This is a genomic window from Aurantimonas sp. C2-5-R2 (assembly GCF_036549495.1).
Lineage (GTDB): Bacteria > Pseudomonadota > Alphaproteobacteria > Rhizobiales > Rhizobiaceae > Aurantimonas > Aurantimonas coralicida_A.
Genome location: NZ_JAZHLJ010000045.1, coordinates 1 through 23,867 on the forward strand (window position 1 = coordinate 1; position 23,867 = coordinate 23,867).

Annotated in this window: 21 protein-coding genes and 3 pseudogenes; 22 read left to right on the plus strand and 2 right to left on the minus strand. The window is 65.3% G+C overall.

What is annotated here, in order from left to right; translation table 11 throughout:
- Positions 1-90: 90 nt before the first annotated feature.
- Positions 91-372: pseudogene (locus VQ044_RS16740) on the minus strand (transposase); the annotation flags it as partial.
- A 236-nt stretch (positions 373-608) separates the two neighbouring features.
- Here VQ044_RS16740 and VQ044_RS16745 point away from each other — a divergent pair.
- On the plus strand, positions 609-863 hold the full coding sequence (locus VQ044_RS16745) for a hypothetical protein (protein ID WP_327648373.1): 255 nt from the start codon (positions 609-611) through the stop codon (positions 861-863).
- Positions 864-1,060: 197 nt separating this feature from the next.
- Here VQ044_RS16745 and VQ044_RS16750 read toward each other — a convergent pair.
- Positions 1,061-1,197: pseudogene (locus VQ044_RS16750) on the minus strand (UDP-glucose 6-dehydrogenase); the annotation flags it as partial.
- A gap of 187 nt (positions 1,198-1,384) precedes the next feature.
- Here VQ044_RS16750 and VQ044_RS16755 point away from each other — a divergent pair.
- The 21 genes and pseudogenes from VQ044_RS16755 (at position 1,385) to VQ044_RS16850 (ending at position 23,864) form a co-directional block, all read left to right on the plus strand.
- Positions 1,385-2,407, plus strand: a complete 1,023-nt coding sequence (locus VQ044_RS16755; RefSeq protein ID WP_327648330.1) for an SDR family NAD(P)-dependent oxidoreductase — start codon at positions 1,385-1,387, stop codon at positions 2,405-2,407.
- Positions 2,408-2,658: 251 nt separating this feature from the next.
- Complete coding sequence (locus VQ044_RS16760) at positions 2,659-4,131, plus strand: polysaccharide biosynthesis protein (RefSeq protein WP_331827724.1); 1,473 nt, start codon at positions 2,659-2,661, stop codon at positions 4,129-4,131.
- The gene (locus tag VQ044_RS16765) at positions 4,128-5,408 is read left to right on the plus strand and encodes a nucleotide sugar dehydrogenase (protein ID WP_327648333.1); all 1,281 of its coding nucleotides are present in this window, start codon (positions 4,128-4,130) and stop codon (positions 5,406-5,408) included. Before VQ044_RS16760 ends, VQ044_RS16765 begins: the two co-directional genes overlap by 4 nt.
- A 248-nt stretch (positions 5,409-5,656) precedes the next feature.
- Positions 5,657-6,595: an N-acetylneuraminate synthase family protein gene (locus tag VQ044_RS16770; RefSeq protein ID WP_327648334.1), complete on the plus strand. Its 939-nt coding sequence runs from the start codon at positions 5,657-5,659 to the stop codon at positions 6,593-6,595.
- Between the two features lie 16 nt (positions 6,596-6,611).
- The gene (locus VQ044_RS16775; protein ID WP_327648335.1) at positions 6,612-7,412 is read left to right on the plus strand and encodes a class I SAM-dependent methyltransferase; all 801 of its coding nucleotides are present in this window, start codon (positions 6,612-6,614) and stop codon (positions 7,410-7,412) included.
- On the plus strand, positions 7,409-8,140 hold the full coding sequence (locus VQ044_RS16780; RefSeq protein WP_327648372.1) for an acylneuraminate cytidylyltransferase family protein: 732 nt from the start codon (positions 7,409-7,411) through the stop codon (positions 8,138-8,140). The genes VQ044_RS16775 and VQ044_RS16780 overlap by 4 nt, the downstream gene beginning before the upstream one ends.
- Positions 8,137-8,997, plus strand: coding sequence for an NAD-dependent epimerase/dehydratase family protein (locus VQ044_RS16785; RefSeq protein WP_327648337.1), 861 nt, complete (start codon positions 8,137-8,139; stop codon positions 8,995-8,997). The genes VQ044_RS16780 and VQ044_RS16785 overlap by 4 nt, the downstream gene beginning before the upstream one ends.
- Positions 8,994-10,214 (plus strand): UDP-N-acetylglucosamine 2-epimerase, encoded by a 1,221-nt coding sequence (gene neuC / locus VQ044_RS16790; RefSeq protein WP_327648338.1) that lies wholly within the window; start codon positions 8,994-8,996, stop codon positions 10,212-10,214. The genes VQ044_RS16785 and neuC overlap by 4 nt, the downstream gene beginning before the upstream one ends.
- A pseudogene (locus VQ044_RS25750) lies at positions 10,211-10,735 on the plus strand (sugar phosphate nucleotidyltransferase); the annotation flags it as partial. The gene neuC and the pseudogene VQ044_RS25750, both read left to right, overlap by 4 nt.
- Positions 10,707-11,396: a sugar phosphate nucleotidyltransferase gene (locus VQ044_RS16795; RefSeq protein ID WP_331827725.1), complete on the plus strand. Its 690-nt coding sequence runs from the start codon at positions 10,707-10,709 to the stop codon at positions 11,394-11,396. The pseudogene VQ044_RS25750 and the gene VQ044_RS16795, both read left to right, overlap by 29 nt.
- A complete protein-coding gene (locus tag VQ044_RS16800) occupies positions 11,393-12,394 on the plus strand; it encodes a GDP-mannose 4,6-dehydratase (RefSeq protein ID WP_327648340.1) in 1,002 nt (333 codons plus the stop codon). Before VQ044_RS16795 ends, VQ044_RS16800 begins: the two co-directional genes overlap by 4 nt.
- Positions 12,395-12,401: 7 nt before the next feature.
- On the plus strand, positions 12,402-13,970 hold the full coding sequence (locus tag VQ044_RS16805) for a capsular polysaccharide export protein, LipB/KpsS family (RefSeq protein WP_327648342.1): 1,569 nt from the start codon (positions 12,402-12,404) through the stop codon (positions 13,968-13,970).
- Between the two features lie 29 nt (positions 13,971-13,999).
- A complete protein-coding gene (locus VQ044_RS16810; protein ID WP_327648344.1) occupies positions 14,000-14,812 on the plus strand; it encodes a class I SAM-dependent methyltransferase in 813 nt (270 codons plus the stop codon).
- 100 nt (positions 14,813-14,912) lie between these two features.
- Positions 14,913-15,536, plus strand: a complete 624-nt coding sequence (locus tag VQ044_RS16815) for a hypothetical protein (RefSeq protein WP_327648345.1) — start codon at positions 14,913-14,915, stop codon at positions 15,534-15,536.
- Positions 15,537-15,767: 231 nt separating this feature from the next.
- Positions 15,768-16,544 carry a class I SAM-dependent methyltransferase gene (locus VQ044_RS16820; RefSeq protein ID WP_327648346.1) on the plus strand — a complete coding sequence of 259 codons (777 nt, stop codon included), beginning with the start codon at positions 15,768-15,770 and terminating at the stop codon, positions 16,542-16,544.
- Between the two features lie 92 nt (positions 16,545-16,636).
- On the plus strand, positions 16,637-18,136 hold the full coding sequence (locus tag VQ044_RS16825; RefSeq protein ID WP_327648348.1) for a hypothetical protein: 1,500 nt from the start codon (positions 16,637-16,639) through the stop codon (positions 18,134-18,136).
- 269 nt (positions 18,137-18,405) lie between these two features.
- A complete protein-coding gene (locus tag VQ044_RS16830; protein ID WP_327648350.1) occupies positions 18,406-19,842 on the plus strand; it encodes a hypothetical protein in 1,437 nt (478 codons plus the stop codon).
- A 47-nt stretch (positions 19,843-19,889) separates the two neighbouring features.
- Complete coding sequence (locus VQ044_RS16835; protein ID WP_327648351.1) at positions 19,890-21,083, plus strand: hypothetical protein; 1,194 nt, start codon at positions 19,890-19,892, stop codon at positions 21,081-21,083.
- Positions 21,080-22,249: a glycosyltransferase family 4 protein gene (locus VQ044_RS16840; RefSeq protein WP_327648352.1), complete on the plus strand. Its 1,170-nt coding sequence runs from the start codon at positions 21,080-21,082 to the stop codon at positions 22,247-22,249. The genes VQ044_RS16835 and VQ044_RS16840 overlap by 4 nt, the downstream gene beginning before the upstream one ends.
- Positions 22,246-23,304 (plus strand): glycosyltransferase, encoded by a 1,059-nt coding sequence (locus tag VQ044_RS16845; protein WP_327648353.1) that lies wholly within the window; start codon positions 22,246-22,248, stop codon positions 23,302-23,304. Before VQ044_RS16840 ends, VQ044_RS16845 begins: the two co-directional genes overlap by 4 nt.
- Complete coding sequence (locus VQ044_RS16850; RefSeq protein ID WP_327648354.1) at positions 23,301-23,864, plus strand: class I SAM-dependent methyltransferase; 564 nt, start codon at positions 23,301-23,303, stop codon at positions 23,862-23,864. Before VQ044_RS16845 ends, VQ044_RS16850 begins: the two co-directional genes overlap by 4 nt.
- Positions 23,865-23,867: the final 3 nt, after the last annotated feature.

Here is a 23,867-nt window from a genome sequence, read left to right on the forward strand (position 1 = left end):
GAAAAGTTCGTTGCCCCTGCATCGAGGGCCGCGTAACGTTCAACCCGGCATCGCCGCTCAACGAAGTTCAACAAACTTCGGGACATCCCCATCGGAAATCACCAGCTTGACGCGGGACAGTCCGCGGCGGACCAGGCCTCGAAGGAAGTCCGTCCAGAACGGCTTGGCTTCGCGAGGTCCGATCGCCATGCCGCGGACTTCGCGGCGGCCGTCGCGATTGACCCCGACGGCGATGGTGACCGCGACCGAGATGATGCGCCCGGGCTGGCGCACTTTCAGGTAGGTGGCGTCGATCCAGAGATAGAGCCATTCACCCTCGATCGGCCAGGTCAGGAAAGCATCGACCCGCTCGTCGATGTCCTCGCAAAGTGGCCCGATCGGGCCGCTTCGTGCGTCGTGTCTGCCATCGCCGTGGCTTGGTTTCTCCGCCCCATGGAGTGCGCCCCTGAGGCTGGACAGTTTGGCTCCGAAATATTGACCCGGCCGGAGTTCTGATAAGGAGAACCCCATGACGAAGAGACACCGACGACGCCGCACCGCCAGGAAGCGCGAAATCGTGGAGGCCCATTTCAATGGCGAGTCGATGCGCGCGCTCAGTTAGAAGTACGATGTTTTGCCGCACCCTGCTCCCGATCTGGATCGAGAAATACGAACGCGGTGAGTTCGACGACGACGCGGTCGAAGAAGAACCGTTGCCCGAATACGAGATGCGGATCGCGGCGCTCGAACGGCTTTTCGGACGTCAGGCGCTTGAGATCGAGTTTCTAAAGGGGGCTCGTCGGCGCGAACGATCGCAGAGAAGCCCGCCTGAATCCGTGATCACCGGCCCGCCGGAATCTCGCTCAGATGAGGGTGCGAACTGATGGATCTGCCTCGTTCCACCTTCTACGCAGCACCCGCTCTGGCGGAGCCATTCGGCTGCATTTGGCGCTCGGATACCTGAGCCCCGATCAGTTCGAGGAGAGAAACGACCCGGAACGGTCAAAACATGCTGCCTGAGGTGTCCAGCCTTAGGGGCGCACTCCAACCATTGGCCTGGAATTGCTCCGTCGTTGAAATGCCCGGGCTCGTAGATCCGCATCCGCCCGGCCTTGAGCGCGGCGATCTTCGCCGGGTCCTTGTCGACGCACACCACCTCATGGCCGAAATCGGCGAATCAGGCCCCGAGACGAGACCGACATAGCCCGAACCGATCATTGCGACGCAATCAGCGAAGCTCCCGCGGATTTCCTCAGCTTTCACTCACCGTAGCCCAGACGGTCCGCCGGCGCCAGGAATTCAGGCGATGCGCGTTTCGAATCGACGAAAGTGTTGCCGAATTGCGTCTTGCGGCCGGCGGAGGCGAGGGATAGCCCAACGGCATTTCGGGCAGCGGGGCATGCAAATGATCAAGCTAAGCAGAGCGCGCAAGGCCCTCGTCACCGGCACCGCCGGCTTCATCGGCTTCCACGTGGCGCAGCGCCTGATCGCCGACGGCTGGCTGGTCATGGGCGTGGACGGCATGACGCCCTACTACGACGTCGCGCTGAAACAGGCCCGGCATGCCGTCCTGCGGCGCTCGAACGCCTTCGTCGCCCACGAGATTATGCTCGAGGACGACGCGGAGCTGCAACGCGCTTTCGACGAGGCGGCGCCCGACGTCGTGATCCATCTCGCGGCGCAGGCGGGCGTGCGCTACTCGCTTGAGAACCCGCGCGCTTACGTCAACGCCAACCTAGTCGGAACTTTTAACGTCATGGAGGGCGTGCGCCGGCATGCGCCCGACCACTTCCTTCTCGCCTCAACGAGCTCGGTATACGGCGCCAACGAGGAGATGCCCTTTGGCGAGATGGACCGCGCCGACTACCCGCTGACGCTCTACGCCGCCACCAAGAAGGCGACGGAGACGATGGCGCATTCCTACGCGCACCTCTGGAAGCTGCCGACGACGGCGTTCCGGTTCTTCACGGTGTACGGCCCCTGGGGTCGTCCCGACATGGCGCTGTTCAAGTTCGTGCGCGCGACCCTCGTGGGCGAGCCGATCGAGGTCTACGGCGAAGGCGCGATGCAGCGCGACTTCACCTATATCGACGACCTCGTCGAGGGCATCGTTCGCCTCATTGACGCTGTGCCGGCGGAGGGCGCGCCTGTCGGCCCGATGGATTCGCTCTCACCGGCCGCGCCCTGGCGCGTGGTCAACATCGGTGGCGGCCAGCCGGTGGGGCTGATGCCCTTCATCGAGACGATCGAGCGCGCGCTGGGCGTGGAGGCGACCAAGATCATGCTGCCCATGCAGAAGGGCGACGTCGCCGCGACCTCCGCCCGGGCGCAACTGCTCGAGGCGCTCACCGGCTACAGCCCGTCGACGCCCGTCGAGGAGGGCGTGCGGCGGTTCGTGGCGTGGTATCGGGACTACCATCGCGCGTAAGATTTCCGACCTCTCGCCGTCGCCCCCCACCCCGGAGCACGCGGTGGCGCCCGACGGGGCCCGCAAACCCCATGATGTTTTCTCGTGAGGCAGAACGCCGTCCCGAGTTCGACAATCCACTTCCAGCGGATCGTAGGCCGTGTTAGTCGACCGCACTGGCCTTATGCGGGACGATCAGTCCGGTAATCACCGACGATGCATATATGAAGATATCCTGGAAGCGCGTCTTCGCAAGCTTGCACGACGCGATCATGGCCGGCGCGGCAATGACTTTTGCCGTCGCAGCGCGTTACGGCTCTTTGGAGGCGGCACCCGATCCGAAACGCCTGGCCCTGTGGAGCGGCGATCTGGAGGAAGTGGTTGCACGTCTCTCGCGAGGAGGCGTACAGATCGACGCGTTCATCGTCGCAGCTCCGGAAGGACAGAAGCTTTCTTTGCAAGAGTTCGCGCAAACCGCAGCTCGGCTGCGATTACCCCTGCGGCGCGTCGCGCCCGGCCCGCTTACGAGCGGGGCGCCCAGCCTCGAAGACATCACGCTGGAGGATCTGCTCGGACATCCGCCGGTCGCGCTGGACCTGCAGGGCATTCGCGGGCTTGCGACCGATCGAAGGGTGCTCGTCACAGGCGCGGGCGGCGGCATCGGCTCGGAGATCGTTCGGCAGGTCTCCAGCTTCGGGCCGCGGTCCCTCGCGCTCGTTGACAACTCGGAATACGCGCTCTACGAAATCGGCCAGCGTGTCGCGACGGAGGCGCCTCATTTATCGCGCAGAGCGATTATCGCCGACGTACGCGATCGCGAGCGCATCGCGCGGGTCGTCCACGAGGAAGAGCCGGCAATTGTATTTCATGCGGCGGCGCTCAAGTACGTGCCCCTCGTCGAGGCGAACGCCTGCGAGGGCGTCCTGACCAATGTCGTCGGGACGCGCAATGTCGCGGATGCGGCGGTGGCAAACGGGGCCGACGCGGTGGTGATGAACCTGACGGACAAGGCGATCAAGCCCTCTAGCGTTATGGGTGCGACTAAGCGCGTCGCGGAGACCTATTGCCAGGCGCTCGACTTCTCGGGCATGCACACCTGTTTCATTACGGTCAGGGTCGGCAACGTGTTGGACTCGAACGGCTCGGTCGTGCCCTTGTTCAAGCGGCAAATCGGCGCGGGCGGCCCGGTAACGGTCACTCACCGGGAGACGAAGCGCTTTTTCATGACGATCAGGGAGGCGACCGAACTTGTTCTGCAGGCTGCTGCGAACGGCGCGGCGCGGCAGGACCAGCGCGGGCGGATCTTCGTGCTTGACATGGGCGAGCCGGTACGAATCGTCGACCTCGCGCACACGATGATCGCGCTGGCCGGACTCAGACCAGAGGAGAACGTGCGTACCGTCGTGACCGGCTTGCGCACCGGCGAGAAGCTGTTCGAGGAATTGTTCGACAAGGACGAGCGGACGAAGCCGTCCGGTGCCGACGGCGTCTTCGTGGCGATGGCACGCTTCGCCGACCTGCAGGTGCTTCGCTGCGCGATCTCCGAAATGGACGAAAGAGCCCTGCACGGGCGTTCCGAGGCGATTCGGGCGGCGCTGGCCGAATTCGTGCCGAGCTGCAGAGCCCGAGCTCGATGGAAGCGACTGGAACGGCAGGGAACGGGCCGGCTCCCCTGCGGTCGCTCGTCGCAATACGGTCTGGCCGGGCTCGGGGCGCATCCACTTCCTGATCGAAGGGTATCATGAGCGAACGCATTGCAATTCTTGGCCTTGGCTATGTCGGTCTTCCCGTCGCGTTGGCGCTGGCGCAGGTCTTCGACGACGTCACCGGCTTCGACATCTCGGAGGCACGCGTCGCAGCCCTCCGCGAGGGCCGCGACGCAACCGGCGAGGTGTCCCCGGACGCACTTTGCGCCTCGCGGCTCCTCGTCTCGAGCGATTCCGCCATTCTCGCTGGGGTGACCTTCTTCATCGTGACCGTGCCGACGCCGATCGACGGCGCGCGCCGGCCGGACCTCGCCCCTCTGAAGGCGGCCTGTCGTACAATCGCCCCACATCTGCGGCCCGGCGCCGCCGTCGTCTTCGAATCGACGGTCTATCCGGGTGTGACGGAGGACGTCTGCGGACGCCTGCTCGCCGAACTCTCGGACCTCCGTTGCGGGGTCGACTTCACGCTCGGCTACTCTCCGGAGCGTATTAATCCCGGTGACAAGCATCACGGCTTCGCCGACATCGTGAAAGTGATTTCGGCCCAGGACGAAGCGACGCTCGAGCGCGTCGCTGCCGTTTACGGCCCGGCCGTGCACGCCGGGCTGTTCGGCGCATCGAGCATAAAGGTCGCGGAAGCGGCCAAGGTGATCGAAAACACGCAGCGAGATCTCAACATCGCTCTGATGAACGAACTCGCCATCATCAACGATCGGCTCGGCATCCGTACAGCGGACGTGCTCGCCGCAGCCCGAACGAAATGGAATTTCTTGCCATTTCGGCCCGGCCTCGTAGGCGGCCACTGCATCGGGGTCGACCCCTACTACCTCACGGCGATCGCGGAGGAACTGGGATACAATCCACAGGTCATCCTCGCGGGTCGGCGTATCAACGATTCAATGGGCCGCTACGTAGCCGAACGGACAATCAAGCTGATCGCGGCCTCCGGCTCGGAGATTCGTGGTGCGCGCGTGGGCATTCTGGGGCTCGCGTTCAAGGAGGACGTCCCCGATCTGCGGAACAGCCGCGTTCCCGAAATCGTCGAGGAGCTGCGCGCGTACGGAGCGGAGCCGCTGGTGCACGACCCGCTGGTGGATCCCGACGAGGCGCTGCGGGAGCACGGCCTGCGGATGGTCCAGGAAGATGAGTTGCGCGACCTCTCAGCCATCGTGGTTGCGGTCCCTCACCGCTGCTTCCGCGCCGAAGCGCCCGAACGACTGCTGGCCGGCGTTCGCGCGGGCGGCGTCGTCATCGACGTTACCTCGATGCTTGACGTCTCGATGATGCCCGCGGGCGTAGGGTATTGGAGCCTCTGACAGGTGCCACTCGTCCAGTTTGTCCGCATGCTCGGACCAGTCTTAGTTCCCGGCTTGCGATTCCCATGCATCCCCGGTAATCCCTCGCACGTCGTTCGTCGATACGCTCACGAACCCCCGACGATTTCAAAAGGTGCATGATGACCGACTTTCGAATCGCGGAACGCCACGTTGGCCCGGACCACCCGCCGCTCGTCATCGCCGAGGTCGGCATCAACCACGAAGGCGATGTCGAGAAGGCCATCGCAATGGTCGACGCGGCCGCAGCGGTCGGCGCCGAGGTCGTCAAGTTTCAGTGCCACATTACCGAAAAGGAAATGGTGCCCACCGACATGAAGCCGGGGGAGATCTCGGAAGAGCGGCTGTGGGACATCATCAAGCGCTCCGAGCTCACCGAGGACGAGGAGCGCCGGGTCCAGGCCCACTGTCGTGATAAGGGCGTGCTCTATCTCTCTACGCCCTTCTCCCGTGAGGCGGCGGATCGGCTAGACGACATGGGCGTACCCGCCTTCAAGATTGGCTCTGGCGAGTGCAACAACCTTCCCCTGCTGCGCCATATCGCGCGCCTCGGGAAGCCGATGATTCTCTCCACCGGCATGAACGATCTCGATTCCGTTCGTCGATCCGTCGAAGCGATCGGAGAATTCGATGTGCCGCTCGCGTTGTTGCACTGCACCTCGATGTACCCGACGCCGTACGACAAGGTCCGTCTCGGTGGCGTCACCGACTTGCGTCTGGCCTTTCCCGAGTGCCCGACCGGCCTGTCGGACCACTCACTCAACATCTGGACCTGCCTCGGTGCCGTTGCGCTCGGTGCGTCGATCCTCGAGAAGCACTTCACGGTGTCGCGGGATTGGCCGGGGCCGGACGTACCGATCTCGATCGAGCCGCGCGAGTTCGGCGATCTTGTCGAGGGCTCGCGCGCCGTCTGGCTCGCCCGTGGCGGCGGCAAGACCCGCCTGCCCGAGGAGCAGCAGGTGATCGAGTTCGCCTACGCCACCGTGGTCACGACCGCGCCAATTAAAGCCGGTCAGCGCTTCGAGGAGACGAACACGTGGGTCAAGCGACCGGGCACCGGTCGTATCCACGCAGATCGCCTGACCGACGTGGTCGGCAAAGTCGCAATCCGCGACCTGTCAGCCGACGTGCACGTCTCCCCGGAAGACGTCGTCGGTTTCGATGACTGAGGCGCGGGCAACCACGATGCGCTGGCGTAGCCTTCTCCGCCCAAGGGAACGAGCGTTTATCGAGCTGCGCAGGCTCGCCGAGATCCGTGCGAGGCGCGACCTCGAGCGGGTGCCCGATCTTTGGCGACTTCTACAGGAGTATCTCCAGCGAACGGAATCCACCGGGTGCGGCCTGATCGACTACCATACGCTCTACACTCATGTTCGAGCGACCGCGCCCGTCGAGATCCTGGAATGCGGAACGGGGGCCTCGACAGTCGTTCTCGCCGCCGCGCTGCGGGAGAACGAACGCGAGGGGCGCCCACGCGGACGCGTGACCTCGATGGAGGATCACGAGAATTGGTACGAGATGGCGCGACGCTTACTCCCCGACGAGCTGCACGATTATGTCGATCTCGTGCTGAGCCCCGGCGAGGACGGTGCATTCTCTTTGTTTCGCGGACGTCGATATCGCGAAGTACCTGAGCGCCCATACGGTTTTGTCTTCGTCGACGGACCGAGCTACCGTACGGATGACGGCTTTATGACGTTCGATCTGGACGTTCTCGACGTGATCAGCCGGTCGGAGCAGAAAGTATCGGCGGTCGTCGATGCGCGCGTGAGCACCTGTTGGGTGCTCCAGCAGGTGTTGGGCACTGAGAAGGTTCGCTTCGATCCGGCGCGACGGCTCGGCTTCGTCGCGCCATCGACGAGCGCGGACATGCGCCTCGTCCGGGACGATACGCCGTCTCGCTCCTTCCAAGGCAGCTGGAGGCTGGGAGGAACGACGCGGCTCGCGTTCACCCGGGATGCGGAACTCGGAAGGTGGAAGAGATGACCACTCTTGGCGTCATCGCCGCCCGAGGCGGAAGCCAGGGCGTGCCGGGCAAGAACCTGCGGCCGCTCCTCGGCGTCCCCGTCATCGCGCGTGCCGTCGCGACGATGCGCGAGGCCGGGGTCGTCGAGCGCGTCGTCGTCAGCACCGACAGCCCGGCGATCGCGGACGCCGCGCGTGCAGCCGGAGCGGAGATTCCCTTCCTGCGCCCGGCCGAGCTCGCGCGCAGCAAAACCGGCAAGTTCCAAGTCTGGCAGCATGCGCTCGCCGCCTGCGAGGCGCATTACGGCGAGGTTTACGACACGTATCTGGACATCGACTGCACGAACCCGCTTATCCAGCCGGCCGACGTGTGCGCGGCGGTCGCCATCTTCGAGGCCAGGCGCGCGTGTGGCGTCGACGCGGTGTTCACGGTGGCCTGCGCCCGGCGCAATCCCTACTTCAACCTCGTCGAGCCCGACGCGTCGGGCGCCCTGCGCATGAGCAAGTCCCTCGGCGCGACCGTGCTCGCACGACAGGCCGCGCCGCCGGTGTTTGAGCACGTGGCGGGCGTCTACGTGCTCGCCGCCGACTACCTGCTACGCGCGAGCCACCTCCTCGATGGCCGGGCAGAGGGTTTCGAGATACCGGAGGAGAAGGCCTTCGACATCGACGGTGAGCTCGACTTCGTGCTCATCGAGCATCTCCTGCGCCGCCGGCTCGCGGACGAGCCCGGGACCGCACACGCATGAGGATCGTCGTCACCGGAGCCTCCGGCTTTCTCGGGCGGCGGCTCGCGCGACGGCTCGTCGCAGACGGCCACGATGCCGCGCTTGTCTCCAGGCGGGTACTCGATGCGCCGGGGGCGGTGCGACTGAGCGACTATTCCGAGACGCCGACCGGCGATGTACTGGTCCATCTTGCCGAGCGCGCCGATCGCGCGTCCGCGGAGGCGCTCGGCGACCGCCACGAGGCGGAGGCGCTCGCGACGCTGGAAGCGCTCCTCGCAAAGAGCTGGCGGCAGGTGGTCTACGCCTCCTCGGGCATCGTCTACGGAGATGGCTCGTTCGCGGCGCGGATGGAAGATGACCCGACCCAGGCGGCCGGGCGCTATGCGGCGGCGAAGCTCGCCTGCGAAGCGCGCGTGTGCGCCGCAGGCGGGACATGCGCGCGGCTGGCGAACCTCTACGGGCCGGGCCAGCCGACCGGCACCGTACTGGCCGACATCCTTGCTCAGGTGCCGGGAAGCGGCCCGCTCTATGTCCGCGACGCCGCCCCTGTGCGGGATTTCCTGTGGGTGGACGACGCGGTTGACGCGCTCGTGAGGATGCTTGTTCGGCACCGCCCGGGCGTCTATAACGTCGGCAGCGGTCAGGGGCTCGCCATCGGCTCGCTCGCTCGGCTGGCGAACGCCGTAGCCGGCGCGCCTGATCGCCCCGTTCGGGAGACCGCGCCGAGCGGTCGGGCCTCCCATCTCGTGTTGAAGGTGACGCGCGCGCACGACCAGTTCGGCTGGGTGCCGCAGGTCTCGCCCCGCGATGGCATCGCAAAGCTTCTCGGCGTGCCATCCGGTGAGCATGGCCCTCGCCAGACGGTGGACGGACAATGACCAAGCGAACGATAGCGATCTTCACTGGAAACCGGGCCGAATACGGTCTGCAGTATCCGATCCTGCGCGCCGTGGATGCGCATCCCGAGCTCGACTACAAGCTGATCGTGTCCGGCGCCCACCTCGATTCGCAGTTCGGGCGAACGCTCGCCGAAATCGAGGCGGACGGCTTCCGGGTGCACGCCGAGGTGAAGATCGAGATGGACGCGGCCTCGCTCTACGCCACCGCGCAGGCGATCGGCTCCGGCGTCCTTTCCGTGAGCCGAGTGCTCGCGGAGACGAAGCCGGACATGATGGTCGTCTATGCAGACCGGTTCGAGGGCTTCGCCGCGGTGATCGCCGCGACGCAGATGAATGTGCCGACGGCGCATGTGGAGGGCGGCGACCTCACCGAGGGTGGCGCCCTCGACGACTCCGTGCGCCACGCCATGACCAAGCTCGCGCACCTGCACTTCACCACTAATGAACAGGCAACGAACCGTATCCTCGGCATGGGCGAGGAGCCCTGGCGCGTCCACACGGTGGGTTTTCCTGCGATCGACCTGATCTCGGAGGGGCGCTTCGCCACGGCCGACGATGTCGGTCAGCGCCTCGGGCTCGACCTCGCACGCCCCGTCGTGCTGTTCACCCAGCATTCCGTAACGACGGAGTTCGGCAAGGCGGCCGAGCAGGTCTCCCCGGCTCTTGAAGCGATGGCCCTGCTCGCGGCTGAGGGCGTCCAGGTAATCTTGACCTTCCCGAACAACGACGCCGGCGGGCGCCAGATCATCGAGCGGCTCGAGGCCTTCGCAGCAACGAAACCGGCGAACATCCAGCTCCACCGCTCGCTCGGGCGCAATCTCTATCACGGCGTCCTCGCGCTTGCGCGGGACCCGGCGCACCGTGTCGCCTGCGTCGGCAACTCCTCGTCCGGGCTCAAGGAGACACCGGCCTTCGGCTGTCCGACCGTGAACATCGGCTCGCGGCAGGATGGTCGCCTGCGCGGCGAGAACGTGCTCGACGCGCCCTACGACGCTGACGCCATCGTCGCCGCGACCCGACGCTGCCTCGACGACGAGGGCCTCCGTGAGCGCTGCCGCACCGGCGACAATCCGTATTATCTCGGGGGCGCGGGCGAGAAGATCGCTCGCATCCTCGCCGAAACGCCGACTGGCCAGGATCTCCTGCGCAAGCGCATGACCCTCGTCGGCGAGACGCGTGAGGGTTGGTTCCGATGAGCGAGCGCCCGCTTGAGCCGACGGCGCGCATCGTCGATGTCGTGCGCGCGATCGAGGCGAGCCGGCGGCGCATCGCCGTCGTTGTCGACGACGACGGGCGCCTGCTCGGAACGCTGACGGATGGGGACGTGCGCCGTCGCCTGCTCGCGGGAGGCAGCCTCGAGAGCGATTCTGCGAGCGCGATGAACAGCACTCCGGTCACGGCGCTCGTCGGCAGCCCGGACAGCCTCATCCTTGACAAGCTTCGTGCAGCGAACGTTCTCGCGCTTCCGCTCGTCGACGAGGCGGGGCGCTACATGCGCTGCGTCCACGTCAGCGAGCTACAGGGCGGGGGCGAAGTGCCGGCCGGCTCCGCCGCAGGCTTTGCCTGCGCCGTGATCATGGCGGGCGGCGAGGGGCGCCGGCTGCGGCCGCTGACCGAGTCGATCCCCAAGCCCATGGTCGAGATCGGCGGCCTGCCGCTGCTCGAACGCCAAGTCAGGCGCCTCGCCGATGCGGGCGTGCGGCGGATCTTCCTATCGATCAGCTATCTCGGGCACATCATCCAAGCGCATTTCGGAGACGGGTCGACCTTCGGCGTCTCGGTCTCCTATCTCGAGGAGACGAGCCCGATGGGCACCGGCGGGGGGGGGGGGGGGGNTCAGCTATCTCGGGCACATCATCCAAGCGCATTTCGGAGACGGGTCGACCTTCGGCGTCTCGGTCTCCTATCTCGAGGAGACGAGCCCGATGGGCACCGGCGGGTCGCTCGCGCTGCTGCCCGAGCGACCCGCCGGCCCGTTGCTCGTCATGAACGGGGACATCCTCACTACAGTCGACTTCGGGAGCCTTCTGCACTTCCACGAGGAGCAGGGGGCGCTCGTCACCGTGGGCGCGATCGAGCACCGGGTCGAGATCCCCTTTGGTGTGCTCGAGGCGAAGGGCGCGTACGTCAGCGCGCTCCAGGAGAAGCCCTCGCAGCGCTTCCTGTGCAACGCGGGCGTCTACGCCGTCGCACCGGAGGCGCTCGCCTACACGTGCGGCACCCGCCTGTACAACATGACCGACCTGATCCGCGACTGCATTGCGGATGGCCGCCGCATTGCGCTCTTCCCGTTTCACGAGTATTGGACCGACATCGGGACGCCAGCCGAGCTCGAGCGGGCGCGCGCAGTATTTGCCGAGGCGATGATAAGCGAATGAGTGAAATGATAAGGGGGCGTTCGGCGCTCGTGACAGGGGCGGACGGCTTCATCGGCAGCCACCTCGTCGAGAGCCTCGTCGCAGCGGGCGCCGAGGTAACGGCTTATACACTCTACAATTCCTGGGGCGAGATCGGCTGGCTCGCCGACTGCCCCGCCGACATACGCCGGGAGGTGCGAATCCTCAGCGGCGACGTGCGCGATTCCGAACGCGTGCGCGAGGCGGTGCGGGGCAAGGACTACGTTTTCCACCTCGCGAGCCTGATCGCAATTCCCTACAGCTACGTCGCCGCGCGGTCCTACGTCGATACCAACGTCGTCGGCGGGCTCAATGTGCTCCAAGCCTGCCGCGAGAGCGACGCGCTGACCCGACTTCTCCACGTCTCCACCTCGGAGGTGTACGGCACGGCTCAGCAGGTGCCGATTCCCGAAAGCCATCCGCTCATCGGGCAATCACCTTACGCGGCCTCGAAGATCGCCGCCGACAAGATGGCGGAGAGCTTCCATCGCTCCTTCGGCCTGCCCGTTGTGACGGCGCGGCCCTTCAACACCTTCGGCCCGCGCCAGACCGCACGCGCCGTGATCCCGACGATTGCAAGTCAGATCGCCGCCGGTGCCGAGCGCATCAAGCTCGGTGCGTTGACGCCGACGCGCGACTTCAACTTCGTCACGGACACTTCAGGCGGCATGCTCGCGCTCGCGCTTTGCCACGAGGCGGAGGGCGAGGTCGTCAACATCGGCACGGGTGAGGAATGGTCGATCGCGCAGACGGCGGAGCTACTCTGTGAGATCGCTGGACGTAAGGTCGCCGTCGAGACCGACGAAGTGCGGATCCGCCCCGAGCGCAGCGAGGTGAACCGTCTGATCGCCGACGTGAGGCGCATGTCGGCGTTCACCACCTGGCGGCGGGAGATTTCCTTCCGCGACGGGCTCGCGCGTACCTACGAGTGGGTCGCGCGCAACCCCCGCGCCTTCGACCCCGATCGCTACGCAGTTTGAGGCGCCGGTGAGGATCCTATTCGCCACCCAGAGCGACAGCCTGCGTATGTTCGAGGCGCTGCGCGCCGCGCTCGACGCCCGCGTCGGCGTCGAGGCTGCCGGCTTCACCGTTTCGGACAGCTTCGCCTACGGCAAGTGGGCCGTGGAACACCCTGAGTTCGAGCGCCGCGGCCATGTGATCCTCAGGGAGTGGGAAGTTACGTCCAAGCGCTCAGGCAAGCCCAATCTCGCCGGCCTCGCCGCGGCCGAGGAGCGACTCGGCGGCGAGCCCGGGCTGTTCGGCGCTATAGTCGCCGACCGGCGCCTGATCATGGGACCCGACTGCACCTACAGCCAGGATTACCGGCGGCGCTTCACGGACGACGAGCTTCTACGCATCTTGGAAGAAGGCGTCGCGGCAGTGGAGCGGCTGTTCGACGAGGTGCGACCTGACGTCGTGGTCGGCTTCATCGTGGTAACGATGCTCGACTATCTTGTCTATCTCGTCGCCAAAGCGCGCGGTGTCCGCGTGCTGAACATCCGGCCGACGCGCGTCGCTGACCGCGTGGCGCTTAGCTCGACCCTAAACGACCCGGACCCGGACTTTGTCGTCGCCTACGAGCGCGCTCTTGTCGAGCCCTCGCCGTTCAAGGAGGAGGCGCGGGCCTATCTCACTCGGGTGCGCGAGCAGCACGGGCGCTACGAAGGCGTCGTCAGCCCCTCGAAGGCGCCGGCGCTCAAGATCAATCGGACGCGCACCTCGCCCGTCGGGACGCTGGCGCGGGTGTGGCGAAACTGGCGCACCTATCGGTCCGGCCCGGCCAGGACCGACAACCACGTTCCGGACCCGCTACGAGCGCTTGCTTTCGCCGCGCTCGTTAATCCCATGCGTGCGCGCCTCGCCGCCCGGCGGCTGGGCTCGCATTTCGCCACGGCAGATCGGCTCGCGGGCGGGCGCTACCTGTTCTTCCCGCTCCACACGGAGCCGGAAGTGTCGCTCTTGGTCTACGGCAGACCGTACGTGAACCAGATCGAGATAATTCGGGCGCTGGCCATCAGCCTACCAGCCGACATGGTCCTCGTGGCGAAAGAGCACCCTTGGATGGTCGGAAAACGCACCCGCGGCGCCTACGAAAAGATGCTCGAGATCCCCAAGGTCATGATTGCGCCGCCAGAGATGCAGGCACGCGACCTCATTGCCGGAGCGAGCGCGATCGCTGTCGTGACGGGTTCCGTCGCATTGGAGGCGGCGATCCTCGGCAAGCCCGTGATCACCTTCGGCGACTGCCCTTACAACGTGCTACCGGACACGCTCGTGACGCGGTGCGCCGATCCGCGCCGGCTGCCCGAGCAGATCGCCGCCCTGCTGCAGGCCGAGCAACGAGATCCGGACGACCGCGCGCGGGAAGCGTATCTTGCCGCAGTGTTCGAGACAAGCGCCAGCATTTCGCTTTACTCTAAGCTGCTTGCTAAGAGCAGCGTCCACGTCGAGCGCGAGACGGATTTCAATGCCGAGATCGGAAAGCTCACAGAGTTCGTTCTCACCTGCCAGGCCCGCGACCCAGCTGCCCTTGGCGGTTCGGCGGCGGCCTGGTAAGTGCGGGCATAACGCGTCCGGAGAAATCGATGAAAAGTAAGGCGGAAATCGAAAAGACTGTCGCGGAACTCGGCACCAGTCAGCCTTGGAATCATAGGTTTGAACTTCCTTTTGGAGTGGTCACCTCAAACGCCGAACAAGTTTCTCACGGAAAGAACCTTGTCAAATGGGATCGGATCAATCCGATCCTAGACGAGATGGGAGTTGCGCAGAATTCTGTCCTCGATCTGGGCTCGAACGAGGGTTTTTTCTCATTCGCACTTGCAGATCGTGGGTGCCGTGTCGTCGGAGTCGATGTGGATAGTAAGAGGATTGAAAAGGCGAACTACATCAAGGAGATATTGGGGTATGACAATGTGAATTTTGAAAACATCAACGTATATTCTCCTGATTTCGAGAGAATGGAACGATTCGACATTGTGCTTTGCCTCGGCGTTGTTCATCGCGTGCCGGACCCATTCCGGCTTCTCGAGGCTCTGTCGTCAAAGGCTGACATTCTAATAATCGAGTGGAAAGCTCTCAAGTTCGGCGATCATGATCAACCAATCGCTTTCTTTTCGCCAAAGAGCATTGACATTGAGGATTTTTACGGCACGGAGTACTGGCTCGTGAGCTTCGCCGCTCTCGAGAGAATGCTTCGGCGGGTGGGCATGGACCGGTTCTACCGCTTGGATGATCCTCGCCAGCGCCGAGGCATTATGGTGGCGGGCAGGATCGAGAACCCAATTTTTCTGAAGCCCGACCAGCTCATGCATCGCGGTCGACTCCGCACGGCCCTGTCGCATCTAAAGCGCTTTGTACGGATCGCCAAGAACATCGCTAATGGCAGGCTGAATGCGTAGTTCGGGTTCAGTACGCTCGGTCCTATTCCGCCGATCCCGCTTTCTGGCCGGCTCCGGTTGGCGGGCTTTTGGCGGGCTCTTTCTCGACGGACAGGTGCCTGTGGAACGCGCTCGTACGATTTTTGGGGTTCGCTTCACCGGCGGAAATCATCACCTTGTTGAAACGCTGAGCCTGCATCTGCAGGACGCAATCGTTGATGTGCGGCATACCCCACTTTGGCGACATCACGAGACCTTCAGGCCGGCCTCCACAAACGAAGCGTTGAGCCTATCGAGTTCCGTTGAGACGGAGTTTCCACTGTTTACTTATCCGTGGGGCACGTTTCGAAAACATGAAGTCCGCTCGTCCAAAGATACCAGAACTTCACGTTTCTGCGGTCCTTCAAGCGAAAGCTCAATCTTGGAGGAGTTTAAAAGTACTTGTGCTCTTTATACCCAGCTGCGCGAGAGTGGATACAATCCTTATCGGTATCCGAATTCGTTCATCGGCGGGACCTGGCTTGAAAGTCTTTCGGGAGAGAGAGAGTTCGTGGTACTCCAGGGCAATCATCGGGTAAGTTGTCTCGCCAGCCTGGGCCATGCGAGCTTCGAGGTTCGTCCGCTGCGCGGTCATCATTGGATCATCAGAGAGCGAGATGTGGAACGCTGGGCATGGGTCAGGCAAGGCTGGACGAGCACTAACGAAGCGCTGCAGGTCTTCCGATGCTTTTTCCAGGAGCGTTAGGTGAAGCGTTCGATTGATCGATTCTTCATTGCCTCGCGAGCAGTTCGCGAGACGGCGATCTCAGGAGCCGGCGGCGACTTCATCCGTCTGGAGCACTAGGAGGGAAAAGTGTCGCGGCGATTTTCACATTGCCCCGCTTGTGGCAAGTCTACGGGCGGTGTTGTTCTCGAGGACTCAGAGCAGGCGCGAGCACGGTTCCTGGCCTTCAGCCGGGACCGCTTCGGCGGCTTGATGGATCGCTGGGTAGAGACCATTAAGCTCTCCGTCCGCCGGTGCGACGTTTGCGGCCATCACTGGTACGAGGAGCAGCCAGAATCCGACCAACTCGCCGCAATGTACGAGGCGCACCGGCCTGTCTTTCCAGAAGCGGCCACTCGTGATCCGTCTCCCGCGATGATTACGCAGATGCGTCGGCTCTTGCGCCTGGTGGAGCGGCTCCGTCCGTGCCGGGGCGCGACCCCGCGTCTTCTAGACTACGGGTCGGGTTATGGTCGCTGGGCGCGTGCCGCGCAGTCGGTCGGCTTCGACGTCGTTGCGTTCGAGCCGAGTTTGAATCGGGGTGCGGAGAAAGCCGAATCCGCAGTGGCTTTTGACGTTGTTCACGAACTGAACGCACTGCGAGAGCGGCGCTTCGACGCCGTGAACCTCGAGCAGGTTCTGGAGCACATCCCAACGCCGTGCGAGACGCTCTCAGGCTTGCTCGAGTTGGCGGCGCCGGGCGCCGTGCTACGAATTGCGACCCCTAACGTATTGCGCTGCCCGGAGGGGGACCGGCTCTACGCGACATGGCCGTACGACGGAAAGCGGGCGCACACGCTCGCGCCGTTCGAGCACGTCAACGGGTTCACGCCGCGATCGCTGCAAGCGGTTGTCAATCGCGCGGGCTGGACACGCGTCTCCGACAAGGCTGCGATTTTCTCCAACCCGACGCACGCTCTTCGGCGACTGGCCGGCCTTGCCGTCCCGTCCCTAGGCCAGACGATGATCTATGCGGTGCCGCGGCGATGAGCGGACCCGAGGGTACAGATCGAGCGGAGAAGACACATGGCTCCCGCCCTCGGCTAATGCATCTCCCTACGTTGCGTGGCCACGTCTTAAACGTGAGTTCCGCCTTCGCGCACAAGATCATCGCGATGCTGTCATCGATGCTGGTGACCGCCCTCGTCGCGCGAGAGTTCGGCCTCGACGGACTCGCCCTCTTTGTGCTTGCCACGCAGGTCGCGAGCTACGCACAGTTGGCCGAACTCGGCATCCCCACCGCCTTGTCGCGGCGCCTTCCGCGGGCGATCGCCGACGGTGACGACGACGCAGTCCGGCGCATCTGTACGGCGTCCATGGGGATCCTTTCGATCGGCTCTCTGCTGATCCTCCTTTCCATTCCCGTAGTCTCGTTGGGGCTGCCGAACCTCCTGGTTCTCAGCGAAGAGCAGCGCAGGATTGCGTCACTGCTATTTGGGATCATACTGGCCGTGACAGCCGTACAGCTCCCCCTGCGTATCGGATTCGGCGTGTTGGCGAGCCTGCACCGCTTCTCGACCTATTTCTCGATCGAGTTGGTTGCCCTAATCGTAAAGACGGGGGTAGCGCTCGCCCTCCTTACGCTCGCCGATCCGTCGCTTGCCGTCTATCTCTCGGCGACGCTTCTGCCGATCACGGTCGCCGCAGCCTTCGAATACGTGCGTGCGCGACGCGCACTGCCCGTATGGAACATTCGCGTGAGCGACATCAGCCGCGGCGTACTGCGCGAGCTGGTCTCACTTTCCGGGGCCGTCATGCTGGGCACGTTCGCGACGGCGATCATCCTCCAAGGCGGCGGAGTTGCGCTGGCGTTCTTTGTGCCGCCGGAAAAGGTTGCGACTTTTTCGGTTCCGGTCATCCTCGCGGTAAGCCTCATGGCCTTCGCGGCGAGCGCATCGGCATTTCTCTCGCCGATCGCCAGCCAGCTCACGGGCCGTGACGACGCGCGTCTTCGGGCTGCGGTTCAGCTCTCTGCGCGCTACTCATTTGCGCTGGCCGCCCTCATCTGGCTCGGGTCGGTGTCTTTTGGTCCCCTCGTCCTGACGCTCTGGCTAGGCGCCGACGTGCTGACCGATGACGCTCACGAAACCATGTCGTCCGTGCTCATACTCGCCTCCGCCGGTTTGGCACTGGCAGTTCCTGGAGGAACCTGCCGCGGCGCTCTCGTCGCGATGGGGAGGCACTGGCAGGTCGCGCTCATCGAACTGGCCACGGCTGTTATCGGGCTCGGGGCCGCGGTGGGCCTCGCGGCCTCGGGACTTTGGCCGCCAGTGAATTGTTTCGTTGCAAGCCTTTTTGCATCCCTTGTGCTCCGCGGCGCGCTGCTCGTCAGGATCGGTTTTCTCGCGGGCTTGCTTGATACAGGAGAGACGGTGCGCGATTGGGGGCGAGTTACCCTTGTCCTGCTCACGGGTCTCCTGACGATGGCCGTGGCCCATGCCGCAACGCGCGACGCGTCCGTTTGGCAAGAGACGATTAGCGCACTAGCTGCGCTGACGCTTGCGTCGCTCGCCTTCTGGTTCGCCGTCGTTACGGGTCCACACCGACGCATGCTGCTGTCCCGCCTGCACCGCACGAACTGAGCAAGCGGATGCCCGCTCATACGCGCTTCGCTCATCGACACTGTAGACACGGGGACACGGGGACACAGTTCATCTGGCACGAAGCCACGGTCATAGTTGCGACTTGACGTGTCCTGCGCGGGCGTTATCGTTGTCGAACGACATCGCCGGGTGCTACGCTCCCAACAAAGACCCATCGGATGCTTAACTTGAAGATGCAAACGAGCTGTGACCGCGTTCCGATGATCCGCGCGCACGTCCTAAGCCGTCCGGTTCTAAGCCGTCCGGTTGTGCTTCATCTGCTGCTCGCTGCAACCCTCGTACTATCGCTGACACAGGGCGTCACAATCGGGCTCGGCCTCCCGGAGGCAGCCATAAAAGCGGCTATCGAGGCCGCCGGCCTGCTGGCGTTCGCCTGGGTGGCAGTCTTCCGCCCGATGGCGGCGCGCCGGGCGCTCGTCCTTCTCGTGCCACTGATCATGCTGGCGTTGGTAGGCTTCGTATCGGCACTCGGCAATGGCGAGGGACTGCTCGGGGGAGCGCTCTTCGCCCGCCAAGCGATCGGCCCCGCCCTCCTGATAGCATGCGGCCTCGCTGTCGCGGAGGATCGGCGTGCGGTCCGCACATTGGTCCTGCTGTCCCTTGCCTTTCTGGCTGTTCAGCCGGCCGTCGCGGCTGTCAAACTGGCGACGATCGGCATCGATGAGAAGCACTGGATCGGCACGCTCCATCAGAGTGCTGGGCAACTCGGCCTCTTGCTGCCTATGGTGGCGATCGCTACGGTAGTGCCGCTCGCGCTGATCTTCAAGCCGGCCATTGCGCTGTTCGTACCGCTCTTCGTCTTTTTCGGCATCGTCGGCGAGAAGCGAGCGATCGTCATCATGCTGCCGGCCTTGATCGTCATGTCGGCTGTCGCGACGATCCTAGTTGCACGTGTTCGGCTCGGCACCGAGTACGCTTGGGCACGGTGCGGTGCTTTGAAGCGCATCGGGGTCGCGTCCGTGCTGGCCTTCTCCATATTTGCGGCGGTATTCGGCGGCATTTCCAGCATCCCCTCGCTCAACCCCGCAGGCACCGCTGGAGGCGGCTTTACAACCCTCTTCGGGGGAGATCGAGGGAGTGGCATCGAAAGCGGTGAGCCCAGGCTCACCCCTTTCGCTGCCAGGTACGTTCGGGATTATCTAGTTCGCGATTTCGACCATGAGATGAATGCGTCCCGGCTGACGCTGGAGGAGAACACCAACATCCAGCTCGGGCGACTCCGGATCATCATCGACGCGTTCACGGTCGTGGCTCGTTTCGACACGCCCCAGGTTCTGTTCGGGCTGGGTGGGTCGGCGATCAACCAGAGCTATCTCCTGGGGGCGGATCGTAGCGACATCATGTTCAGCGTCATCGGCCTGCGCGGCCCGACGCCACTAGCGCTCCAGATACTTATCGAGGCGGGGTTCGTCGGGCTGGCGCTCACCGTTCTCTGGTTTGCCGTGATCACCGTCCTGCTTCTGTCACGGATCGCAGCGACGTCCGAGCCCATCGTGATGGGCCTAGCACTAGTGGCGATCGGGTGGCATGCGAGCGTTCTGTTCGACTTCTTCGCCTACTCGACGGCCCTGTGGACGACTGGGACGCTCGGCATTCCCTATTGCATCTTGATTGGAATAGTGCTCGCCGGGAACGGTGTCCCGTTCCGGCGGACGTCGCGGACCCGATCCGCCTCGCGGCCGTGAGCCAGACAAAAGGCTTGGGCGAGGCAGTCGAGGAGATGACAGTAGCAATGGACGAACAGGATGCCGCAACTTCGTGGCACGACTGCATCGGGGGCGCACGGACCCGCTACCACGCCTTCATCGACCGGTGTCGCGCTGGGTCGGCGGACTACAGGCTGACCCCCCGCGCCGAGCCGACGTCCTATGCGCGTTGCTTTGCCGTGTTCGGCCTGCACCTCATCGGCGCGCGCGCGGCCCTCCACGGTTCCCGCGACGATCTCGTGCCGGCCTTGCGACGCGACCTGCGCGCCGCGCGTGGGAAGCCGTGCGGACCGGTGCCGCGGGACAAGGCCTATCGGCAGCTCTTATGCTTCACTCTGAGCGCCCTCGCCACGCTGGGCGCACTCGATGACGACCCGCTCCTCGATCTGGTCAAGGAGCAGGTGCCGGACGACGCGGGTGCCGCGCTCGCGGAGGCAGGCGCGCTCGAAGGGCGTGCGCAGTCCGGCAACCAAGCCATGTTCCTCGCGATCTTCCTGTTGCACCTACGTCGCTTTGCGGGCCGCGACACGCGTCCGGCGCTCGGGAGATGGGTCGAGACGCACAGCGCGGCGATGAACCGATTCGGCTTCTGGGGGCCGGACGCGGGACTCACCCATCTGCATTTCCAGAACGGCTATCACCAATACGAGATCTTCGAGCTCCTCGGCGCGAAAAACCCGCGCGAGGCCGAGGCCATCACCGCCGTCGCGTCGCTTTGCGATCCGCTGGGGCACTTCGCGCCGTATCCCGGGGGTGGAGGCTGCTTCGATTACGACGCCGTCTTCGTCCTCACTCCCGATGGGCGCGCGGCGGACCGTTCCGACGTCCGCGGGCTCCTTGCGCGCACGCGCGACACGATCGTGTCCGAGCAGCTGCAAGACGGCGGCTTCTGCGAGAGCCTGCGCGTGCGTCCGCGAATGCGCAGCTGGCCGGGCTTCGCGGAACGGCTCGCCAGCGGGCGCAATCTCGCCCTCTTCAAGGAGCGCGCGCGCTACGCCCTCACCCTTCAGCGGCCGAAGCACGACCGCATTCACACGCATTGGAGCCGCTATTCCCGCGGCTGGGACGAGGCGAACCTGTGGGACTCTTGGTTCCGAATTCTGACGATCGCGCGGATCGAGTGTGCCTTCGACCCCCCGCGCGCGGGCGATTGGGGCTTCATCGACTATCCGGGGATCGGCTGGCATCCATCGCTGCGGACGGGGAGCGGCTGGGCGTGATCGAGGTCCTCTACATCTCTCCGTCCGCGCTGCCTTCGCGGACCGCGAACTCCGTGCACGTCGTGCATCAATGCGCTGGCCTGAAGGCCGCAGGTGCGGACGTCACCCTCGTCGCGCACCGGACGGTGCGCCGCGCCGCCGACCTGCCGAAGGCGGTGGCGGGTGCCTATGGCGTCGATCCGGAGGCCATGCGCCTCGCGAGCGTTCACAATCCCTTTCCGTTCGGCGACCAGATCCTGATCACCGCGCGGGCTCTCGCACGGCTGATCGCCGGCCCGCGGCCGAACGTGATCCTGTCGCGCAATCTCTACGCCTCCTGGCTGTTCGCATGCGTGCTGGGCCGACCGATCCTGTTCGAGACGCATCAGCTGGAGCCGGGCTTTCGGCGCCGCCTTCAGCGCGCCGTCTCCACGCGCCCGCACGTCACCACGATCGTAATCTCCAGGGAGCTTGAGGCGCTCCTCGCTGAGCATCTCGGTGTCGCGCCGACTCGCACCGTCGTCTTGCACGACGCGGCGCCGGACGGACTCGCGCCGCTACCCGCCGAGCAGAAGCGCCCCGTGCTGGGGAAGATCGTCGGACGCGACCTCACCGACTTCGCGGCGACAGCCGGGTATTTCGGACAGCTCTACGCCGGGCGCGGGATCGAGATCATAGAGGCCGTGGCGCGGAAAAGGCCCGATATGGTCTTCCTCGTCTTTGGGGGCTCGGAGCATGACATCGCCGTGCGACGGACGGAGAACGCCGGCGCTAACGTCGTGTATGCCGGCTTCGTCCCCCACGGGACGGCGCGCGCGGCCATGGCGGCCTGCGATATCCTGCTGATGCCCTACCAAAGCTCGGTGTCGATCGGCGTTGCCGGTCACGACACGGCGCGCTGGATGTCGCCCATGAAGATGTTCGAGTATCTCGGCTCGGGCAGCGCCGTCGTCTCCTCCGACCTGCCGGTGCTGCGCGAGGTGCTGGAGGACGGCCGCACCGCGCTGCTCGCCGCACCCGACGACGTCGACGCCTGGCTCGAGCGGCTGGATCGGCTCGTCGCCGATCCCACGCTCCGGGCCACGATCGGCGCCGCCGCGCATGAGAGCTACCGCCGCGCGCATACCTGGAGCCGCCGGGCCGAGGCGATTCTGATCGCCGGCGCCGCCCTGTGGGAGGCGAAATGAAGCGGCTCTTCGTCGTGGTGCCCTCGCTCAGCTCGACGGGACCGGTTAAAGGCGCCGTCGCGCTCGCCAACGCGCTCGCGCGCACGCGCCCGGTGACCTTCGTCGCCCTGCGCGACGGTCCCGGCATCGATGCCGAGATCAGCCGGGACATTAGGGTGCTGACCGGACCCGGCGGCTTCCGCAACGGGACGCGCTTCCTGGGGAAGCAGCTGGAGGCCGCGGGCGGACGAGACGACGCGGCGATCATCTCCTTCTGCCTGTCGGCGGACATGACAGCGCTCGCGGCCCGGCGCGGTGCGCGGTGGATCGCCAGCGTACGCGGCAACCTGCCCCAGAACTACCTCTTCGACTACGGCCGGATCGGCCCCGCGATCGCGGCCGGCCATCTGGCGGCGCTGCGGCTCGCGGATGCGGTCGTCGCCATGACGGGACCGATGGCGGATCAGATCGCCCGCTACATCGGGCGTAGCCCGGCGATCGTCGGCAACTTCGTCGACGAGGCCCCTCTGGAGCAGGCGCGCCGCCCACGTGCGGGCGGTCCGCATCCGCGCGTGGTTTTCCTGGGCAGCCTGAGCGCCCGCAAGCAGCCGCTCGCGCTCCTGGACGCGCTCGGCGCATTGCGAGTGCGCGGCGTCGACGCCGTCCTCGACATTGTCGGTGATGGCCCCCTCGCCGGAGCGGTGCGCGCCCGTGCCGATGCGCTGGGGTTCGCAGAGGCCGTCACCGTGCACGGCCATCTCGCGGATCCGCACTCGGTAGTCGCGGGGGCGGACGCGCTCGTTCTGCCATCGCTGTCTGAGGGTGTGAGCCGCGCGGTACTCGAGGCTCTCCACCTCGGCGTTCCGGTCGTGCTGCGCGACGTCGACGGTAACCGCGAGATCGTCGATCCCGGCATCAACGGCGCGCTATTCGACGATCTCGATCACCTTCCCGACGCGATCCTGAACGCGGCGCGCCTGCGGCGGGATCTTCGTTCGACGGAGAGCCTACTGCCGAGCCGCTTCCGGCAGGCTACCTGCACGGCGGCCTATCTCGAGCTTGCGGAAGCGATATGACCGACAATGAGACCTACTACGACTACCTGCGCGGACGTAGCCTGAAAGGATTGCTCTACCGGCGCTACATGCTCTACCCGCGCCTGTCTCTCGAGCTCTCCAGCCGGGTTCTCGACATCGGCTGCGGGATCGGGGACTTCCTCGCCTTCCGCGCTGGGACGGTCGGGGTCGACGTCAACCCGAAGCTCGTCGCCCACTGCCGCGCGCGCGGGCTCGAGGCCTACGTCATGCCCTTCGACGCGCTGCCCTTCGAGGAAGCCTCCTTCGACGGGGCGGTCCTCGACAACGTCCTCGAGCACATCGCCGAGCCCGGCCCGCTGCTCGCGCAGGCGCATCGCGTCCTGAAGCCCGGCGGCACGCTCGTCGTCGGCGTGCCCGGCGAGATAGGGTACCGGGCCGACCCGGACCATAAGGTCTACTACGACGAGGCAAGGCTCACGGAGCGCCTCGCCCAGAGCGGATTCACACTTCGCCGCGTCTTCCACATGCCCGCTCGATCGGCTTTGCTAGCGCGCGCGCTGACGCAGTACTGCCTGTACGGGGCTTTCGAGAGGCGGTAGATC

Coding starts and splice junctions, on each gene's coding strand:
- neuC (WP_327648338.1), top strand. CDS start 8,994: ATGACCAAGCGAACGATAGCGATCTTCACTGGAAACCGGGCCGAATAC.
- VQ044_RS16780 (WP_327648372.1), top strand. CDS start 7,409: ATGACCACTCTTGGCGTCATCGCCGCCCGAGGCGGAAGCCAGGGCGTG.
- VQ044_RS16810 (WP_327648344.1), top strand. CDS start 14,000: ATGAAAAGTAAGGCGGAAATCGAAAAGACTGTCGCGGAACTCGGCACC.
- VQ044_RS16845 (WP_327648353.1), top strand. CDS start 22,246: ATGAAGCGGCTCTTCGTCGTGGTGCCCTCGCTCAGCTCGACGGGACCG.
- VQ044_RS16770 (WP_327648334.1), top strand. CDS start 5,657: ATGGTCGACGCGGCCGCAGCGGTCGGCGCCGAGGTCGTCAAGTTTCAG.
- VQ044_RS16755 (WP_327648330.1), top strand. CDS start 1,385: ATGATCAAGCTAAGCAGAGCGCGCAAGGCCCTCGTCACCGGCACCGCC.
- VQ044_RS16760 (WP_331827724.1), top strand. CDS start 2,659: ATGGCCGGCGCGGCAATGACTTTTGCCGTCGCAGCGCGTTACGGCTCT.
- VQ044_RS16745 (WP_327648373.1), top strand. CDS start 609: ATGTTTTGCCGCACCCTGCTCCCGATCTGGATCGAGAAATACGAACGC.
- VQ044_RS16800 (WP_327648340.1), top strand. CDS start 11,393: ATGAGTGAAATGATAAGGGGGCGTTCGGCGCTCGTGACAGGGGCGGAC.
- VQ044_RS16820 (WP_327648346.1), top strand. CDS start 15,768: ATGGATCGCTGGGTAGAGACCATTAAGCTCTCCGTCCGCCGGTGCGAC.
- VQ044_RS16775 (WP_327648335.1), top strand. CDS start 6,612: ATGCGCTGGCGTAGCCTTCTCCGCCCAAGGGAACGAGCGTTTATCGAG.
- VQ044_RS16850 (WP_327648354.1), top strand. CDS start 23,301: ATGACCGACAATGAGACCTACTACGACTACCTGCGCGGACGTAGCCTG.
- VQ044_RS16785 (WP_327648337.1), top strand. CDS start 8,137: ATGAGGATCGTCGTCACCGGAGCCTCCGGCTTTCTCGGGCGGCGGCTC.
- VQ044_RS16835 (WP_327648351.1), top strand. CDS start 19,890: ATGGACGAACAGGATGCCGCAACTTCGTGGCACGACTGCATCGGGGGC.
- VQ044_RS16765 (WP_327648333.1), top strand. CDS start 4,128: ATGAGCGAACGCATTGCAATTCTTGGCCTTGGCTATGTCGGTCTTCCC.